We start from the raw sequence: 15914 nt of genomic DNA on the forward strand, positions 1-15914 counted from the left end.
GTTAACAACCGAAAACCATGAAAACACACCATATCATCTTCATTGCGGCCACAATATGTGCATCGTTAGGATGTTCACAACACGAAGAGGAGAACGGCCTGCGGCCGCAGCAGCCGGACACGAAGCTGTCGATCCGGTCGATCGTCGCGGAGCCCATCGCGAAAACCCGCACAGCACTCGACAACCAGCGCAACGTCGTCTGGAAATCGGGCGACCGGATTCAGGTGTTCAGCGCCGGGAATCCTTCCGGAGCACCCTATGCCACGACCTCGGACAACACCCGCACCGGTATTTTCAATCCGGTCGAAAGTTCGAAATCCGTCGACGACGCGCAGCGCTATGCCGTCTATCCGGCCGACGCCCTGACGAAGGGGCTCTCCGGCGACACGTTCGAAATCGAACTGTCGGCGCTGGCCGAACAATCCTATGCGTCGGCCCTCGGCGCAGGGTCCGACATCGCGGCGCTGCCGATGGTGGCCGCGACCGGCGACAATACGTTCGAATTCAAAAACGTCTGCGGCGGCCTGTTGCTGCGCATCAATGACTATCAGGCACTGGGCATCAAGATCGCGCGTATCGAAGCGACGGCCCGCGGCGGGGAACAGATCGCCGGAAAAATCACGGTCGAGGCTGCGACGGGAACCCCGCAACTGAATCAGGGAACGACGGGAACCTCGGTTACGGTGGACTGCGGAAGCGGCGCCAACATCTCCTCGAACGGCGACCTCTCGAAACCGGACGGCTTCCTCGTTTTCCTGCCCGCCGGAACCTACGCACAGGGATTCTCGTTCAGGATCACCGACACCGAGGGCTGCCGCTACGAGATAGAGACGGCACAGGCCGTGACCGTGACGGCCGGCGTCGTAACGCCGCTGCAAAGCCTGCCGCTGACGCGCTATTACGGTTCGGCGAACTGTTACCGGACGGACGCCTCGGCCCAGACCCTCTCCATCGACGCCACGCCTTATTACACGTTCAGCCAAAACTATGTGCACGAGGAAATCCGCTGCACGGACGCTTCCGGAGCGCCGACCGGCATCCCGGCCAAGGCGCAGGTCGTCTGGCAGCAGCCTGCCGCCGGGGCTTCGGGCAGCGTGGTCGATGCCCCGACGATGGAGGGCGCGACGCTCAAGGTGCCCGTCACCGGCACGAAGGGCAACGCCGTGGTGGCCGTATGCAAGGCGGACGGCACCATCCTCTGGTCGTACCACATCTGGGTCAGCGAGGCACAGGACATAGCGTGCCGGTTCGAAGAGGCCGGGGCCTACACGATGCTCGACCGCAATCTGGGGGCCACATCGACGACCCCCAAGGACCGCAACGCCTACGGACTGTTCTACCAGTGGGGCCGCAAGGACCCGTTCGCCCGCAACCTGACTGCGACACGCCCGGGCGGCAAGCCCTATGAAAGCACTCCGAGCGATCTGGTGAAGACCGAAGACGCCACGGAGGCGACCGGAACCATTGCCTATGCGACCCGCAACCCGCAGACCCGTCTGCTTGCAGCCAAAGAGTGGTATACCGGAACGGGCGGCAACGACCTGCTGTGGGGCGGCACGGCAGAGGGCTCCGTCAAAACGGTGTACGACCCCTGTCCGGAAGGATACCGTGTTCCCGAGGCCCGGCATTTCGCCGAGATGAAATTCACGTCGAAAGCCGAATGCGACGCGAACTACGGCCTGCTGCTCACCGTCGACGGCGAAGACACGAAATCGTACTTCCCCACGACGGGCTATCTCGAAGCGAATAAGGCTGCCACCATGTATCTGGAATACCGCGGATACATGTGGCTTAACGCCGGCGGCGACGCAGAGAACCGCTTCTATGTCAACAATTCGACCGTGAACATCAAGAACGAGCCGCATGCCAAAGGTATGGCCGTGCGCTGCGTGAAGATCGAGCAATAACCGAACAGAAAATATCCAACAAAGAACGAACAGCATGAAAAAAACGAAATTCGCACTCGGCCTCCTCGCGGTGCTGCTCTGCGGCAGCGCCGGCGCCCGGAACGGCGAGGTGAAAATGCGCGAGGGAACCATCACGCTGCCCGCCTACCGGGTGAATGCGCCGGAAAAGGCGCCGCTTTTCGAACGCGACTTCGCCTACCAGCGGGCCCGGCGCGGCGTCTATCCCTACGCCATGAACGATAACCCGACCAACGAAAAGGCCGACACCACCTATCGGGCGTTGTTTCTGGAAAACGACTATCTGGAAGTGTGCGTACTCCCCGATATCGGCGGAAGACTCTTCTACGCCACGGACAAAACCAACGGCTACGAGATTTTCTACCGCCAGCATGTGATCAAACCCGCCAACGTCGGCATGCTCGGTGCATGGATCTCGGGCGGTGTCGAATGGAACGTCTTCCACCACCACCGCGCAACCAGCCAGTATCCGATCGACTACAAGCTGGTGGACAACGGCGACGGTTCGAAGACGATCTGGGTGGGCGAAATCGAGAAGCGCCACCGCATGTCGTGGGCTATCGGCATGACGCTCTATCCCGACCGCTCCTATATCGAGGTGACAGGCCGGTTCTTCAACAACAGTCCCGACCGGAACTCCATGCTGCACTGGAACAACGTCGCCACCCACGCCAACGAGAACTACCAGATCGTATTCCCGGAAAACACCGAATTCGGAACGTTCCACCACAAGAACAGCTTCATGCGCTGGCCTGTGCCCGACGCACCGTATTGCGGCAATCCGGACTACATCGGCAAGGACGTCAGCTACTGGAAAAATCTCCCGGCTCTGATGGGCGGATCGGTATTCGTCTATGACCTGCAGGACGACTTCATCGGCGGATACGACTACGGCAAGAACGCCGGCACGATGCTGGCCGGAAACCGCCACATCAACAAAGGCGGCAAATTCTGGACATGGGGCCACATGAACTACGGCCACGAGTGGGACTGCAAAACCCTCACCGATGAGGACGGAGCCTACGTCGAACTGATGACAGCCGCCTACTCGGACAACCAGCCCGACTACTGCTGGCTCAACCCCTACGAGACGAAGGAGTTCACGGCCTACTGGTACGGCATCCGCGACCTGAAGCACGTCAACCGCGGCAACGAACACGCCACGGTCAACATGGAGGTCGGCGCCGACGGACGGCTGCATCTGGCCGCCAACGTGACCCGCATCCGGCCCGACGCCCGCATCGTCGTGCGGCGCGGCGGCAAGACGCTCTACGAGACGACCGCCCTGATCGCTCCGGGCAAACCCTTCGCCGCCGACACGAAGGTCCCGGCCGAAGAGGTCGCCGAACCGTCGGAGGTAACCATGTACCTCTACGACTCGGAGGGCAGCGAGCTGATCAGCTACCACCCCTACAAGCTGGACCGCACCAAGCCCATGCCCGATCCCGTCGTGCCGCTGAACCCCGATCCGAAAAGCGTGGAGAACACCGAGGAGCTCTACTACCTCGGCATGCGGAATCTCCAGTTCCACAACGCCCACGTCGATCCGAACGACTATTTCTTCGAGGTCGTCCGCCGCGACCCGGGAGACGTGCGCGCCAACACGCAACTCGGCATCCACTACCGGAAGCAGGGCGATTTCGCCCGGGCCAAGAAGCACCTGCGGACCGCCCTCAAACGGCAGACCGCCAACCAGACCCGCGTCAGCGACGGGGAGTCGATGTACAACCTCGGCCTGATCCTGAAAGCGGAGGGCAGATACGCCGATGCCGTCGATACGCTGTACCGCGCGGCCTGGGACTACGAGTACGCCTCGGCGGCCTATTTCCAACTGGCGCAGATTTCGTCGCTCACGGGCGACAGCGGCCGGGCGCTTCAAGAGGCCCGGATGGCCGTCGCCTACAACGGCATGAACCTCGACGCGCGCAACCTGCTGACGACCCTGCTGCGCCGCTCCGACCGGCAGGAGGAGGCTGCCCGAACCGCCGCCGACGTCGTGGCGTTCGATCCGCTCAACTACTACGCGACCTACGAACTGGTCCGCTTGGGGAAACTCCCCGAGGAGACCTTCACACGGCTGCTGCGCGGCGTGAGCGAATCCTATCTGGAGCTGGCGCTCTACTACATGAACAACGGTTTCGGCGACGAGACGGACGACATCCTCGCCCGGAGCGAGTCGATAGCCCCTTACCCGACCGTGGAGTACTATCAGGCGTGGCGGGCCGACGCCCGGGGCGACCGCACGGCCGCCGCGAGACTCTTCGCCAAGGCCGAGGCCGGGAGCACGGATTACGTCTACCCGTTCCGGCTGGAGACGGTCGCCGTCTACGAAAAAGCCCTGAAATACATGCCCGGGAGCGCCAACACTTGGTATTATTTGGGCAACCTCTACTTCCAGAAGCAGCCCGCACGCGCCATGGAGTGCTGGAAAAAGGCCGTCGAGATACGTCCCGACTTCGCCATGGCCCTGCGCAACCTCGGCTGGGGCAGCTTCTTCTTCGCCGGAGACTGCCCGGCCGCAGCCGAATGGTACCGCAAGGCGATCGAAGCGGACCGCGAGGGCAACGCCATCTTCCTTGCCGAGTGCGACGAGATTCTGGAACGCATGAACGCTCCGCTGCAAACCCGCTACGAACTTTTCGCCGGCCGGGAGGCGCTCTATGAAAAGCGCTACGACTCGGAGACGAAGGCCATCAAGCAGCGCATTCTCCACGGCGAATACGAAGAGGTGCTCCGGCCGCTGCTCACGCGCTTTTACAGCCGCCGCGAGCATATCGAGGACCTGCACGACATCTATGTCGACGCCTGCCTGCTCTCGGGCCTCAAGGCCCGGAAGAACGGCGACGACCGCAAGGCCCTCGAATACATGCTGATGATGAACGAGTATCCCGAAAACCACGGATACGCCCATCTGGAGTACTACGCCCGCGACGCACAGGTCTACTACAACATCGGACTGGCCTACGAACGTGTCGGCGACCGGCGCAGCGCCCGGAAATATTTCAAGATGGCGTCGCAGGTCGAAGTCCGCGACGCGGACGGCATCTACAACTACGAAAAAGCGCTCGCGATGCGGAAAATCGACCCCAAAGCCCCGGTCGGCGGAATGCTCCGCAAGATCGTCGAGACCGGAGAGGCCGGCGTGACGGACTATGTTCAGCGCTTCTTCGAGAGCTTCGGCTACGGAGAGTATCCCGAGGATGTAAACGCACGCGCCTACTACATGCAGGGCATCGGCCACAAGGCGCTGGGCGACGAGACCCGGGCGGCGGAGTGTTTCCGCAAAGCCTTGGAACAGCGCAACGACCACCTTTGGGCCAACTATTATCTCGGAAACATCCGATGACCTCCCATCGCACTTGTCAAACCCCGGGGGCCGGCAGGCCCGGCCCCCTCTTTACCCTTCCGACCCCATGAATCCACGCATCCTCCCCCTGCTCGCCGCCTGCATCCTGACGATCGGTCCGGCCGCCGCCGAAGAGAAGCCGGTCCGCCTGCACACGCTCGGTGAGATGAACACGGCCGCCGCGCCGCTGAACTCCCACGCCGGAGCGGAGCGGTACAGCGTGCTCGAATCAATTCACGCATACCGGCAACTGATCCCGGCCGCGAAGCTGAAAACCGACCGGACGGCCATCTACCCCCGCATCAAGCGGATGGCCGACGGACGTTATATTCTCTTCATGCAGGGAGGGCAGATCGCCTCCCGCATCTACTACTGCACAAGCGACGACCTCCTGCACTGGAGCGACACGCAGGTCCTGTTCGAGCCCTACCCCGTCACGACCTCCGAGGGCAGCGACACGCGCTGCTTCTCGACCGTCGATGCCGCCGTACTGGCCGACGGCGACCTGCTCGCCGCCTGCTCGTTCCGCGCCTCCAAGGGTTACAAACACAACGTCGGCTGCGGAATCATGCTCCGCAGGAGCCGCGACAACGGGGCCACATGGTCCGACGAACAGGTGATCTTCGAAGGCACCAACTGGGAACCCTACCTGCTCCAACTGCCCGACGGACGCATTCAGTGCTACTTCACCGACTGCCTGCCCGCGACCCGCAATTCGGGCACCTCGGTCATCACCTCCACGGACAACGGCCGCACATGGCACGGACACATGCGCGTCTGCCGGCAGTACAAGTACGACGACAAGGGCGTGCGGATCTTCACCGACCAGATGCCCTGCTTCCGCCTGCTCAACGACGGAGAGACGCTTTTCGGATTCCTCGAAGCACGTCTCGAACCCGACGGTCCGCAGGGAAGCAGCATCTACACGATGTCGGCCGTCCGCAACCGGGGATTCGACTGGCAGCCGCTCGGCGAGAACTCGGCCGGTCCCGCCGACCGCGAAACGAACCTCTTCAAGGGGTGCGCCGGATATGTATCGACCTTCCCGTCGGGAGAGATCGTCGTTTCGTGCAACATCGACCGGATGTTCAGCCTGAAAATCGGCGACAGCCGGGGCCGCATCTTCAACGGACGGTCGTGGGACGAGGACTGGTACCGCCCCTTCGAGGGCAAAGGCTTCTGGGGCAGTCTGGAACCGATGGACGCCCACCGCGTCATCGGCGCGATGCACTGCGACGAGGGCATCCAGATCGGTGTTTTCTACCTCAACCACCGCATCGACGCCCCGAAAGCCCGCATCCGCCCGGACGGCGACGGCCGGGAGTGGCGCAACGACCAAGCTCTGTTCATCGGCAGCGAATCCCCCACCGAAACGATCTTCCGGGCCTGCCACGACGACAAACGGCTCTACCTGCTGACCGAGCGGCTCGATTCTGCGTCGACCGGAGCGACGGAGATCAGGCTCTCCGTCGAATACGGCGGGCGGCGCATCGGTCTGACCATCGCCCCCGACGGTTCGGTCGTCAGCCCGATTCCCGGCATTCGCGGCGCCAGCCGTGCGGGCCTCACCCCTGCGGGCGTTCCGGGCCGCGCCACGGAGATCGCAGTGCCTCTCGACGCATTGCAGACCCGGCCGGGCGACACGCTGCGGTTCAATGCGACGGTTCGCAGCGGAGCGGTCGAGGACGGATTCACCGCCGCAACGGACGACCCCGAAACATGGATGCGCATCGAACTGAAATAACCGCAAAACGAAACAACCCATGAAACGCGAACTTTTCTATCTGTCGCTGGCCGCAACAGCCGGGCTCCCCCATCAGCCTGCGGCGCTGGCCGGCGAGAAGCCGAAGCAGAAACCCAACGTCATCATCGTCTTCGCCGACGATCTGGGGTGGGCCGAACTGGGATGCTACGGCAACACGTTCAACGAAACGCCCGTGCTCGACAGTCTGGCGCGGTGCGGCGTGCGGTTCACCGACGCCTATGCCTCGGCGCCGATCTCCTCGCCGTCGCGCGCAGGACTGATTTCGGGCCGCTATCCGTTGCGCGAGGGAATCACCGACTACATCAAACCGAACTCCCCGATCCACCTCGCCCCGACCCGCGCCTCGCTCCCCGAGGCTCTGCGCCGCAACGGCTACCATACGGGCATCATCGGCAAATGGCACCTCTCGGGATACAAGGCCAACGGGGCCCCCGTCGAACGGCATCCCGACGAATACGGCTTCGAGGAGGTGATCCTTTCGGCCGAGGAGAGCATCGGCAGCGGCTCCTATTTCTATCCGTGGCACCACCTGAAGTCGGTGACCGATGCCGAAGAACACGAATTCATCGTCGACCGCATGAACCGCGAGGCGATCGGATTCATCGAGCGGAACAGCGACCAGCCTTTCTTCCTCTACCTGAGCCACTACGCCGTGCACACGATGGTACACGGGCAGCCCGAACTGGTGGATTATTTCCGCAGCAAGCCCGGATGCAGCCACAGCGCGCCCTCCAAAAACAACCCCGAAAACGATCCCTACAAGAAATGGCCTGCGGATTATCTGGCCAAACCGCACAATCCGCATCTCGCCGCCCAGCTCAAGGTGATCGACGACGGTGTCGGAATGATCGTCAGGAAACTCGACGAACTGGGAATCGCCGACAACACGATCGTGATCTTCACGAGCGACAACGGAGGTTCCGTTCAGGTGACCGACAACGGACCGCTGCGCGGCGGCAAGGGAACCCTTTACGAAGGCGGCACGCGCGAACCGATGATCGTCTGGCAGCCGGGGCGGATTTGCGGCGGACGGGTTTCGGAACTGCCGACCAGCAATTACGACTTCTATCCGACGCTCTGCCAGCTGACCGGAACACCGCTGCCCGAGGGATTCGAACCGGACGGGGCGAGCATCGCCGACGAACTGCTCGGCACCGGGAAGTGCAGCGCCGAACGCCCGCTCTACTGGTATTTCAAACTGCAAAGCAGGGAAAAGGGCGGCCGCTGGTGCAGCTCGGTGCGGGCGGGCGACTGGAAACTGATCGAATTCCACGACACGGGGGAAAAGGAGCTTTACAACCTGCGCGAAGATCCCGGAGAGACCCGCAACCGGATCGGCGACCTCCCCGAACGGGCGGAACGCCTCGCCGGACAGCTTGCCGACTGGCGCCGGGAAGCAAAACAAGCGAGGTAACGATTTGAAAACCGTTACCTCGTTATGCTTGCTCTTCACATCGGAAATCAGAACAGGTGGAAGGCAACCGTCAGCCCTGCCATCACGATCGAAACCATCGACATCAGCTTGATGAGGATGTTGAGCGAAGGACCCGACGTGTCCTTGAAGGGGTCGCCCACGGTATCGCCCACGACCGTCGCTTTGTGGCAGTCGGAACCTTTGCCCCCGTAGTGGCCCTCTTCAACCATCTTCTTGGCGTTGTCCCACGCTCCGCCGGCGTTGGCCATGAAGACCGCCAGCACGAATCCCGAACTCAGGCCGCCCACGAGCAGTCCCATGACGCCCGCCACGCCGAAGATCAGGCCGACAGCAACCGGAACGATGATGGCCAGCAGGCTCGGAAACAGCATCTCGCGCTGCGCTCCGCGGGTCGAAATCTCGACACAGCGGGCATAGTCGGGGGTTCCCTCACCCGTGAGGATGCCTTTGATCTCCCGGAACTGACGGCGGACCTCCTCCACCATGCTCTGGGCCGCGCGGCCCACGGCGTTCATCGTCAGACCGCAGAAAAGGAACGACATCATCGCGCCGATGAACATACCCACCAACACCGTGGGATTCATCAGCGAAACGCGGTAGTATTCCATGAAATCGAGGATCGAGGCGTCCTGGATGAAGCGCATCGACCCGTCGGACATTTCGAGCATCGTCACGCCGTTGTGCATCAGTCCGATGCGTATTTCTTCGACATACGAAGCCAGCAGCGCGAGGGCCGTCAGGGCCGCCGAACCGATGGCAAAGCCCTTGCCCGTGGCGGCCGTGGTGTTACCCAGCGCGTCGAGGGCGTCGGTGCGCTTGCGGACTTCGGGACCGAGGCCGCTCATCTCGGCGTTGCCTCCCGCATTGTCGGCGATGGGACCGTAGGCGTCGGTTGCCAGCGTGATGCCCAGCGTCGAGAGCATGCCCACGGCGGCGATGCCGATGCCGTAGAGGCCCAGCGACATGTTCTGCGGAGCCATCATGTTCTGCACATCGAAACCGATGGCACAGAGGTAAGCCAGAACGATCGCCACGCCGATGGTGATGACCGGAACGGCCGTGGAGATCATGCCCGAACCGATACCGGCGATGATGACCGTGGCGGGACCCGTCTGGGCGCTGCCGGCGATCTTCTGCGTCGGTTTATAGGAGTGCGAGGTGAAATATTCCGTGGCCTGACCGATGATGATGCCCGCCACGAGGCCCGTGATGACCGAGAAGGACAATCCCACCCAGTTCTCGACGCCCAGCAGGTAGAGGATGCCGAACGTGGCGACGGCGATCAGCAGCGAGCTGAAATTGACGCCCACGCCCAGCGAGCGCAGCAGTTCGCGCATCGTGGCCCCCTCCTTCGTTCGCACGAGGAAGATACCGATGATCGAAAGCAGGATGCCCACCGCGGCGATCAGCATCGGGGCCATCACAGCCTTCATCTGCAGGTCCTCGGAACCGGCCGACGAGAAGGCCGCCGCGCCCAGCGCAGCCGTGGCCAGCACCGAACCGCAATAACTCTCGTAGAGGTCGGCGCCCATGCCGGCCACATCGCCCACGTTGTCGCCCACGTTGTCGGCGATGGTCGCGGGATTGCGCGGATCGTCCTCGGGGATGCCCGCCTCGACCTTGCCCACCAAGTCGGCGCCCACATCGGCCGCCTTGGTGTAGATGCCGCCGCCGACACGGGCGAAGAGCGCCTGCGTCGAGGCGCCCATGCCGAAGGTCAGCATCGTCGTGGTGATGACCACGAGTTTCTGGGGTCCCGCGGCATCGACGAAATAGGTCAGGATCACATACCAGAACGAGATGTCCAGCAGTCCGAGGCCCACGACCACGAGGCCCATCACCGCACCGCTGCGGAAAGCGACCTTCAGGCCGCGGTCCAGCGACTGCCGCGCGGCGTTGGCCGTGCGGGCCGAAGCGTAGGTGGCGGTCTTCATGCCGAAGTAACCGGCCAGCCCCGAGAAGAATCCGCCCGTGATGAAGGCGAAGGGCACCCAGCCGTTCTGCACCCCGGCGCCATAGGCCAGATAGGCGAAAAACAGCGCCAGCACGACGAAGACGATGCCGACGACCTTGTACTGCTGGCGCAGGTAGGCCATGGCACCCTTGCGCACATGCCCGGCGATCTCACGCATGCGCGGCGTACCCTCGTCCTCGCGCTTCATCAGGCGGTAAAACGCCCAAGCGAAGGCCAAGGCGACGATGGACGCGGCAGGTACGATCCAGAAAATCGAAGGAATGTTCATATAGTTGGAAATGTTTTAAGGGTTTGTCGCAGCAACTGAAAACAAATATACAGAATCTTTCGGAATATTGTACTCCCGGGCAGATAGTTGCGGGAGAAATTCGCCGAAAAAAGCTAACTTTGCGACAGTCTCCGTCCTGAGAAACCGATGAAACATGCACCGATACTCCTCCCCTGCCTTGCATGCTGTCTCCTAGCGCTGACGGGCTGTTTCCACAAGGACAGTTCCTACGAACCCGGACAGGACGAAATCGTGAGCCGGCTCACCGGCACGGAATGGGTCCGGGAATACGATCTCACATCGCCCGACGCCACCGTTCGTGAGGCATGGACTCTGCACGGCGACGGAAGCGGCACACGCACGATTGCAACCCACTATGCAGACGGGAAATCCGAAGAGGAGACGACCTATTTCGCATGGTTGTTCACGTCGGTCAACTACAACGTCGTCTACATGAACTATCCCCGCTACTGGCTGATTCTCGAACTCACCCGGGACAGGCTGCGCGTCCAGCAGTCGTCGAAGGACCCGGACCGGCTGATGTCGAATGATCCCCGGATCGAAAAAGTGTTTGCGGCCTCGACGGATGACGATGGCGAATAGCCGGCCCTGCCACTCCGCATTTTTTCGCGGCCGGCAGGCCGAAAACGGTCCGCTATATTAGAGGTGTATCCCGGACTACGGTCAGTACAACTCGATAAACTCGTAGGAGTTGCCGACGGCGGCGAGATACCGCAGGAACTCCTCACGCGGGATGACTACCGTGGCGCGGTTGTCGTTGGGGTGGAACGAGCAGGAGGGCCATTGCCGCAGGTTGGCGTCGAGGAACAGGTGGACGTGGTTCGCAGGGTCGTTGATCAACCCGAAAGGCGACACCGAGCCGGGGCGCAGTCCCAGCCAGCGCTCCATGCGCTGTTCCGAAGCGAACGACAGTTTGCCCTGCCGCAGACGGCGTTCGAGGTCGTGAATGGCCATCGTCTGCTCCGAATCGAAGCAGACGAGGTAGTGGCGGTCGCCCTTGTGGTTGCGGAAAAAGAGGTTCTTGCAGTGCTTCGACCCGTCATCGCGCCACCATTGGCGGGCGATCTCGATGGTCGGAGCTTCGGGGTGTTCGTACCACTCGTAGCGGATGCCGCGGGCGTCGAGGAATTCGAACACCCGGCGGCGGCGTTCGTCGGCCGTGAGGGTTTGTGCGTCCATATCAGCCTATCTTGTAAAATTCCCGGATGTTTCGTGCGATGCACTCCACCAACACTTCGATCGCCTCCACGGGCGACCATGCGTTGTGGGGCGAGAGCAGCAGCCGGTCCGGTTCCCGGATCGAGAGCAGCGGGTTGCCGGGTTCGAGGGGTTCGTGGGCGAAGACGTCGAGACCGGCTCCGGCCAGTTTCCCGGCATCGAGCGCTGCGGCCAGCGCCGCTTCGTCGACGATGCCGCCCCGGGCGACGTTGACGAGGATGGCCGAGGGTTTCATCAGGGCCAGTTCGCGTGCGCCGATCAGTCCGCGCGTGCGGTCGGTCAGCGGGGCGTGGATCGACACCACGTCGGACTGCCGGAGCAGTTCGTCGAGCGGCAGCGAGGGGTAAGGCTCCTCGCGCACGACGCCCGAAGTGGAGGTGTAGGCGACCTCGCATCCCAGCGCCTCGGCGACGCGGGCCACGTTTCGGCCGATGTTACCCAGCCCGACGATACCCCATTTCGCCCCGTGGAGCTGGTGGGTCGTGCGGCCGAAATGGTATTGCAGGGGCGACCCGGCGTAGGCGGTCTTGACATAGCGGTCGTAGTAGACCACCTGCCGCAGCAGCCCGATGGCCGCGCCGATGGTGGTCTCGGTCACGGCGTGGGTCGAGTATCCCACGGCGTTCTTCACGGCGACGCCCTGTTCCGCCGCCGCGTCGAGGTCGATGTGGTTCATACCCGTCGCGGCCACGCAGATCAGCCGCAGGCGGGGAAGCTGTCGGAGGGTCTCGCGGCGGAAAACCACCTTGTTGGTAATCACCACGTCGGCTTCGCGGCAGCGGCCGACGACCTCTTCGCGGGCGGTCGTTTTGTAACCCGTGTAGTTGCCCAGCGCACGGATGGCGTCGAGGTCGGCACCTCCGAGGCTGTATTCGTCCAGAAATACGATGTTCGGTTGCATATCCTTTGTTTTGTTAGTTTTCGTTGGCAGTGCGGATTCAGTCATCGTCTTTTCAGCCCTCCAACTCGCCGATCAGTCCGCGGATGACCACCGAGGCGCATCCGATGCCGAACAGCGCCGGGATGTAGGAGATGGTCCCGACGTTCGACTTCTTGTTCTGCTCCTCGCAGAGGATCATCGCCCCCTCGCGCATCGGCTCAGGCGAGAAAACGGCCCGAAACCCCCGGCGTATGCCGATCTTGTGGAGCCGCTTGCGCAGCATGTGGGCCAGCGGGCAGTGGTGGGTCTTCGAGATGTCGGCGATTTCGAGTTTCGTGGGGTCGGTCTTGGCCCCGGCGCCCATCGAACTGACGAGCGGCAGGCCCCGTTCCAGCGAGGCGGCGATCAGCGCCAGCTTGGGCGAGAGGGTGTCGATGGCGTCCACCACATAGTCGTAACGCGCGGCATCGAGCAGCGTGTAGGTCTCCTCGTCCCTGATATATTTGGCGACTACCGTGAGTTCGATTCCGGGGTTGATGTCGCGCAGGCGTCCGGCCAGCACCTCGGCCTTCGGGCGTCCGACGGTCGAATGCAGGGCCACCAGCTGACGGTTGATGTTCGTCGTGTTCACCACATCGGCGTCGGCGACGGTCATGCGTCCCACGCCTGCCCGGGCGATCATCTCCGCGGCATAGGCTCCCACGCCGCCCAGCCCGACCACGAGCACGTGGGCTGCCTTCAATTGCGCGAGTTTTTCCGCGCCTAACAGTAATTCGGTTCTTTCCAGCCAGTTATCCATGCTGAGTTTCAAATATCCGTTCGTAATTCGCCAGCGTCGCCCGTTGCAGTTCCTCCACCGGGATTCCCCTCGCTTCGGCCGCCCGGGCATAGATTTCCGCGATCGGTACGGGGCTGTCGTCCGTTTCGAGGAAAAGTTGCGACAGAGGCGTTTCGCGCAGCGCCGCAAGCGTCTTGGGCGATGCGAAGGCGCGTTCGCCGAACGAGAGGAAATAGCCTTTCGCAAGGGCCTGCCGCGCCTGCTCGGGCGATCCGATGAAGCCGTGGAAAATTACGGCACGGGGTTCGCACGCCGCCAACTCGCGCATCAGGGGTTCGAAAGCCCTCACGCAGTGGAGCACTACCGGAAGCCCCCGCTCGCGGGCCAGCCGCAACTGGGCGCGCAGCGCCTCGAACTGCACCTCGCGCGAGGGACCGTGCACGAAATCGAGCCCCGTTTCACCCACGGCCTGCGCGTCGGAGAGCCGTTCGCCGAGCGCCGCAACCTCCTGCATGTCAGCATTCCACGGGTGTACGCCCGCCGTGTGGAGTTCGATCCCCGAGCCTGTCGGACGGTGGGTGTGTATGTTGACATAGGGAAGCATGGCAACGGCAAATGTAGGAATTTAACGCGACCCTTGCGAATTTGAGGCCAATTTTTTAACGTACCGCCTGCCGGCGACGGTCGTTGCGGGGCGGCCGGTTTTGCATCCGGGGATTTCGAATTTATTTCGAAGTGCAAGCATTCGAAAGTTCGCTGTTTTGGCCCGAAAGCGGGGCCCGCAAATCTTAATATATTTAAGAAATATTGGTTTGCGCATGGGTGTTTTCAGGAAAAAAATTTGTACTTTCGCACGCGATTAATTGTTAGCACGCTAACAACGCTACGCGGAATATTAATTCCAAACACATAACCATATCAAAATTTTAACCATGTCGAAAATCATTACACTACGCAAGGGTTTAGACATCAATCTGGTGGGCAAACCTCAGGAGTCGTTGGCGGACGCACCGCAGGCTTCGGAGTATGCCCTCTCGCCCCTCGATTTCGAGGGTGTGACTCCCAAGCTGCTGGTTAAGGTGGGCGATCGGGTGAAAGCCGGTACGCCGTTGTTCTTCAACAAGGCCAACGAACGTATCCTCTTCACGTCGCCCGTCAGCGGCACGGTGGCCGCCGTCAACCGCGGTGAGAAGCGCAAGATTCTCAACGTGACGGTAACCCCCGACGCCACGCAGGAGTACGAGGAGTTCCCGAAGCCCGACCTTGGGTCGGCTTCGCGCGGGCAGATCGTCGAACTGCTGCTCCGGTCGGGCCTCTGGCCGATGATCGTGCAGCGTCCCTACGGCATCATCGCCGACCCCAACGACACGCCGAAAGCGGTCTTCGTCTCCGCCTTCGACTCGGCGCCTCTGGCTCCGGACTACAATTTTGTCCTGAAAGCCGAACAGAAGAACCTCCAGACGGGTATCGAAGTGATGCGGAAGCTCACGGCGGGCAAGGTGCACCTCTCGGTGCGCGCCAAGGCCGAAGGACAGATGCCGTCGCTCCGAGGTGCCGAGCTGCACACGTTCGCCGGCAAGCATCCCGTCGGCAACGTCGGCGTGCAGATCCACCACATCGACCCCGTGAACAAAGGCGAGGTCGTATGGACGGTCAACGTGCAGGATCTGGCCATCATCGGCCGCCTGTTCAACGAGGGCCGTGTCGACATGACGAAGATCATCGCCGTGGCCGGTTCGGAGATCGAGAAACCGCACTACATCCGCATGGTGGGCGGCGCGAAGGTCGACTCCGTGGTCAAAGGCAACGTGAAGAAGCAAAAGGAGGGCGACAGCATCCGCTTCATCTCGGGCAACGTACTCACGGGCACCAAGACCGCGCTGGACGGCTTCATGGGCTTCTACGCCAATCAACTGACTGCGATTCCCGAGGGCGACAAGTACGAACTGCTGGGCTGGGCGCTGCCCCGCTTCAACAAGTTCTCCGTATCGCGCGCCTATTTCTCGTGGATCTGCCCCAAGAAGGCTTACGACCTCGATACCAACCTCAACGGCGGCGAGCGTCCGTTCGTCGTGACGGGGCTGTACGAGCGTTACCTGCCGATGGACATCTATCCGATGTACCTGCTGAAGGCGTGCCTCGCGGGCGACATCGACAAGATGGAGAACCTCGGCATCTACGAGGTCACGGAGGAGGATTTCGCCCTGTGCGAGTTCGTCGATCCCTCGAAGATCGAGATTCAGCAGATCATCCGCGACGGTATTAACTTAATGATCAGGGAGGCTTAAAGATGGGACTTCGTA

The 15914-nt window shown here is 62.2% G+C and carries 11 protein-coding genes; 6 read left to right on the forward strand and 5 right to left on the reverse strand.

Features of this window, described 5'->3' with window-relative positions:
- The first annotated feature begins 17 nt into the window (after positions 1-17).
- The 4 genes from BN5935_RS13290 (at position 18) to BN5935_RS13305 (ending at position 8450) form a co-directional block, all read left to right on the forward strand.
- Positions 18-1907 (forward strand): fimbrillin family protein, encoded by a 1890-nt coding sequence (locus BN5935_RS13290; RefSeq protein WP_064976522.1) that lies wholly within the window; start codon positions 18-20, stop codon positions 1905-1907.
- Between the two features lie 34 nt (positions 1908-1941).
- Positions 1942-5271, forward strand: coding sequence for a DUF5107 domain-containing protein (locus BN5935_RS13295; RefSeq protein WP_064976523.1), 3330 nt, complete (start codon positions 1942-1944; stop codon positions 5269-5271).
- Positions 5272-5338: 67 nt separating this feature from the next.
- Positions 5339-7015 carry an exo-alpha-sialidase gene (locus BN5935_RS13300; RefSeq protein WP_147625841.1) on the forward strand — a complete coding sequence of 559 codons (1677 nt, stop codon included), beginning with the start codon at positions 5339-5341 and terminating at the stop codon, positions 7013-7015.
- A gap of 19 nt (positions 7016-7034) precedes the next feature.
- Positions 7035-8450: a sulfatase gene (locus BN5935_RS13305; RefSeq protein WP_064976525.1), complete on the forward strand. Its 1416-nt coding sequence runs from the start codon at positions 7035-7037 to the stop codon at positions 8448-8450.
- A gap of 47 nt (positions 8451-8497) precedes the next feature.
- On the opposite strand, the gene BN5935_RS13310 is transcribed toward BN5935_RS13305, so the two are convergent.
- Positions 8498-10714: a sodium-translocating pyrophosphatase gene (locus tag BN5935_RS13310; RefSeq protein ID WP_064976526.1), complete on the reverse strand. Its 2217-nt coding sequence runs from the start codon at positions 10712-10714 to the stop codon at positions 8498-8500.
- Between the two features lie 147 nt (positions 10715-10861).
- On the opposite strand from BN5935_RS13310, the gene BN5935_RS13315 reads away from it, so the two are divergent.
- Positions 10862-11317 carry a hypothetical protein gene (locus BN5935_RS13315; protein ID WP_064976527.1) on the forward strand — a complete coding sequence of 152 codons (456 nt, stop codon included), beginning with the start codon at positions 10862-10864 and terminating at the stop codon, positions 11315-11317.
- 81 nt (positions 11318-11398) lie between these two features.
- Here the strand turns inward: BN5935_RS13315 and BN5935_RS13320 are convergent, their stop codons facing one another.
- From BN5935_RS13320 to BN5935_RS13335, 4 genes are read right to left on the reverse strand one after another with little or no spacing between them, the layout of a single operon-like run.
- Positions 11399-11914: a prolyl-tRNA synthetase associated domain-containing protein gene (locus tag BN5935_RS13320; protein ID WP_064976528.1), complete on the reverse strand. Its 516-nt coding sequence runs from the start codon at positions 11912-11914 to the stop codon at positions 11399-11401.
- A 1-nt stretch (position 11915) separates the two neighbouring features.
- Positions 11916-12854, reverse strand: coding sequence for an NAD(P)-dependent oxidoreductase (locus BN5935_RS13325; protein ID WP_064976529.1), 939 nt, complete (start codon positions 12852-12854; stop codon positions 11916-11918).
- Positions 12855-12906: 52 nt separating this feature from the next.
- Positions 12907-13632, reverse strand: a complete 726-nt coding sequence (locus BN5935_RS13330; protein WP_204244917.1) for a tRNA threonylcarbamoyladenosine dehydratase — start codon at positions 13630-13632, stop codon at positions 12907-12909.
- The gene (locus BN5935_RS13335; protein ID WP_064976531.1) at positions 13625-14215 is read right to left on the reverse strand and encodes a TatD family hydrolase; all 591 of its coding nucleotides are present in this window, start codon (positions 14213-14215) and stop codon (positions 13625-13627) included. Before BN5935_RS13335 ends, BN5935_RS13330 begins: the two co-directional genes overlap by 8 nt.
- Before the next feature lie 328 nt (positions 14216-14543).
- Between BN5935_RS13335 and BN5935_RS13340 the strand changes: the two genes are divergently transcribed.
- Entirely contained in the window at positions 14544-15899 is a 1356-nt protein-coding gene (locus BN5935_RS13340; RefSeq protein ID WP_064976532.1) for a Na(+)-translocating NADH-quinone reductase subunit A, read from the forward strand.
- The last annotated feature ends 15 nt before the right edge of the window (positions 15900-15914 follow it).

The sequence above is a fragment of the Alistipes provencensis genome, from assembly GCF_900083545.1.
Lineage (GTDB): Bacteria > Bacteroidota > Bacteroidia > Bacteroidales > Rikenellaceae > Alistipes > Alistipes provencensis.

Bases quoted from the DNA above. Each gene is read 5' to 3' on its own strand.
- BN5935_RS13320 (WP_064976528.1), bottom strand. From the start codon at position 11,914: ATGGACGCACAAACCCTCACGGCCGACGAACGCCGCCGCCGGGTGTTC.
- BN5935_RS13330 (WP_204244917.1), bottom strand. From the start codon at position 13,632: ATGGATAACTGGCTGGAAAGAACCGAATTACTGTTAGGCGCGGAAAAA.
- BN5935_RS13295 (WP_064976523.1), top strand. From the start codon at position 1,942: ATGAAAAAAACGAAATTCGCACTCGGCCTCCTCGCGGTGCTGCTCTGC.
- BN5935_RS13310 (WP_064976526.1), bottom strand. From the start codon at position 10,714: ATGAACATTCCTTCGATTTTCTGGATCGTACCTGCCGCGTCCATCGTC.
- BN5935_RS13305 (WP_064976525.1), top strand. From the start codon at position 7,035: ATGAAACGCGAACTTTTCTATCTGTCGCTGGCCGCAACAGCCGGGCTC.
- BN5935_RS13290 (WP_064976522.1), top strand. From the start codon at position 18: ATGAAAACACACCATATCATCTTCATTGCGGCCACAATATGTGCATCG.
- BN5935_RS13340 (WP_064976532.1), top strand. From the start codon at position 14,544: ATGTCGAAAATCATTACACTACGCAAGGGTTTAGACATCAATCTGGTG.
- BN5935_RS13315 (WP_064976527.1), top strand. From the start codon at position 10,862: ATGAAACATGCACCGATACTCCTCCCCTGCCTTGCATGCTGTCTCCTA.
- BN5935_RS13300 (WP_147625841.1), top strand. From the start codon at position 5,339: ATGAATCCACGCATCCTCCCCCTGCTCGCCGCCTGCATCCTGACGATC.
- BN5935_RS13325 (WP_064976529.1), bottom strand. From the start codon at position 12,854: ATGCAACCGAACATCGTATTTCTGGACGAATACAGCCTCGGAGGTGCC.
- BN5935_RS13335 (WP_064976531.1), bottom strand. From the start codon at position 14,215: ATGCTTCCCTATGTCAACATACACACCCACCGTCCGACAGGCTCGGGG.